The sequence below is a fragment of the Mesorhizobium sp. M5C.F.Ca.IN.020.29.1.1 genome (assembly GCF_003997375.1).
Lineage (GTDB): Bacteria > Pseudomonadota > Alphaproteobacteria > Rhizobiales > Rhizobiaceae > Mesorhizobium > Mesorhizobium wenxiniae.
Genome location: NZ_RZSW01000974.1, coordinates 1 through 1,257, shown reverse-complemented (window position 1 = coordinate 1,257; position 1,257 = coordinate 1). Strand labels below are relative to the sequence as shown.

Here is a 1,257-nt window from a genome sequence, read left to right as displayed (position 1 = left end):
GGCTATGGCCTCTTATGTCTCAAGACAGCCTATATGGCAAGTCACCGGCGGATTTTCAAAGGGCCAATGCGTAGAAGACCAGACAATTTTCATGAATTGGCCATTCCGAAAAATGGCACGGGTTTCATGAATTGGCCATTTCGAAAAATGGCACGGGCAGCAGGGCTCGAACCTACGACCTGCGGTTTTGGAGACCGCCGCTCTACCAACTGAGCTATGCCCGTATCGTGCGCACGTCAACGCAGCAGGCGCTTCCTAAAAGCTTCCGTGCGCGCTGTAAAGAGCGGTCTGATCTGATCGTTCCATTCCTGCCCGCTTTCAGCATCAGGTCGGAAATCTCCGTGGCGATTCGGGATCATCCGCCCGACGGCTGCTTGTACGGTCCGCCGGGCACGCCCCAGCCCCAGGCCGGCATCGGCTCGGTTTCGGGATCGCAGGTCTCGCTAAGGTTGGAGTTCATCTTCGCCAGCCGCGACCCCCATTCGACATAGGCCATGAAAGCCGAGCGGAATTCCGGATCGTTCGGCAGCCCGACTTCATCGGCGGCATCGACGAGAAGGTTGATCCAGCGGCGGCGCTGTTCCTCGCTCAGATGCTTGCCGAGATGATGCATGACCATCTCGCGGTGGCCGCCATGCTCTTTGCTGTAGGTCGTCGGTCCACCAAGGACCTCGCCGATGAAGGCCGCGACATGGGCCGGATGATCCGGTGACATATTTTTGAACACCGGGCCGACGATGGGATCCCTAGACACCATGTCGTAGAAGGTTTGCGTCAGGCGATTCAACGCCTCGGTGCCGCCGGCCCATTCGAACAATGTCGGGATATCCTGGCTCATTCTCGATCCTCGACTGGCCGGACTGTCAATTGTTGCGGACGATAGCGGAACTATCGAACGTTGCTCAATCTGCCTCGATGGCCAGTTTGGGTCAGTTGCAACGCCTGCGCCTTACAACTTGACCGGCGTGTCGGCCTGAACCTCGGAAGTCGAGACCATGCGGCAATTCTCCGGCATTGGCTCCGATTTGCAGATGGTCGGACCGGTAAATTCATCTGCCGATTCAAGCCCGGTCGTCAGCCCGACTTTCAACATCATGTCGGGTTCGAGCTGCCGGTGGCGCGAGGCCGGCACCGACCGCATCGCCACCAGCAGACCGGGTCCGACCGCCATCTCTTTGAGATAGGTCTTGACCCGCTGCTCCAACCCCATCGAATGCACGGTCAACTGCGCGCGAGGACCGACAAGGCGTCTGACAC

The 1,257-nt window shown here is 58.9% G+C and carries 1 protein-coding gene, 1 tRNA gene and 1 pseudogene; all 3 read right to left on the bottom strand.

Going from position 1 to position 1,257, the window contains the following annotated elements:
• Nucleotides 1–148: 148 nt before the first annotated feature.
• Nucleotides 149–224: transfer RNA gene (locus EOA85_RS35525), tRNA-Trp, on the bottom strand.
• Nucleotides 225–355: 131 nt separating this feature from the next.
• Nucleotides 356–838, bottom strand: a complete 483-nt coding sequence (locus EOA85_RS35520; RefSeq protein ID WP_127212750.1) for a group II truncated hemoglobin — start codon at nucleotides 836–838, stop codon at nucleotides 356–358.
• 111 nt (nucleotides 839–949) lie between these two features.
• A pseudogene (locus EOA85_RS37945) lies at nucleotides 950–1,257 on the bottom strand (hypothetical protein); the annotation flags it as partial.

Bases quoted from the DNA above. Each gene is read 5' to 3' on its own strand.
- EOA85_RS35520 (WP_127212750.1), bottom strand. From the start codon at position 838: ATGAGCCAGGATATCCCGACATTGTTCGAATGGGCCGGCGGCACCGAG.